Here is a 407-nt window from a genome sequence, read left to right on the forward strand (position 1 = left end):
AAGTAGCCTCGAAATAGGAGGTTATGATGGCTAATTTTGCAACAGTTGAAGATGTTTCGTTATTGTGGAGACCATTGACAACAGATGAAATGTTACGTGCAGAGGCGCTCTTGGCAGTCGTCTCTAACACGTTACGCTTGGAAGCTGAAAAAGTAGGTAAAGATTTAGACCAGTCATTTGCCGATAGCGTGTCTTACGCAAGTGTTTTAAAAGCTATTACAGTTGACATCATCGCTAGGACACTCATGACTCCAACCACAGGTCAACTAATGGTACAAGAAAGTCAATCGGCACTTGGCTATACTTGGTCTGGCACCTATCTGAGTCCTGGCGGTGGATTATTTATTAAAGATTCGGAACTCAAACGGTTAGGACTGAAACGACAAAAAATAGGGGGGATCAATATC

General features: G+C 42.5%; 1 protein-coding gene. It reads left to right on the top strand.

The features are described 5' to 3' along the window. Positions 1-26: 26 nt before the first annotated feature. On the top strand, positions 27-407 hold a 381-nt coding region (locus tag BTA35_RS17240), incomplete at its 3' end, for a phage Gp19/Gp15/Gp42 family protein (RefSeq protein WP_078320921.1).

It is taken from the genome of Oceanospirillum linum (assembly GCF_001995095.2).
In the GTDB taxonomy this organism is placed as follows: Bacteria; Pseudomonadota; Gammaproteobacteria; order Pseudomonadales; family Halomonadaceae; genus Oceanospirillum; species Oceanospirillum linum.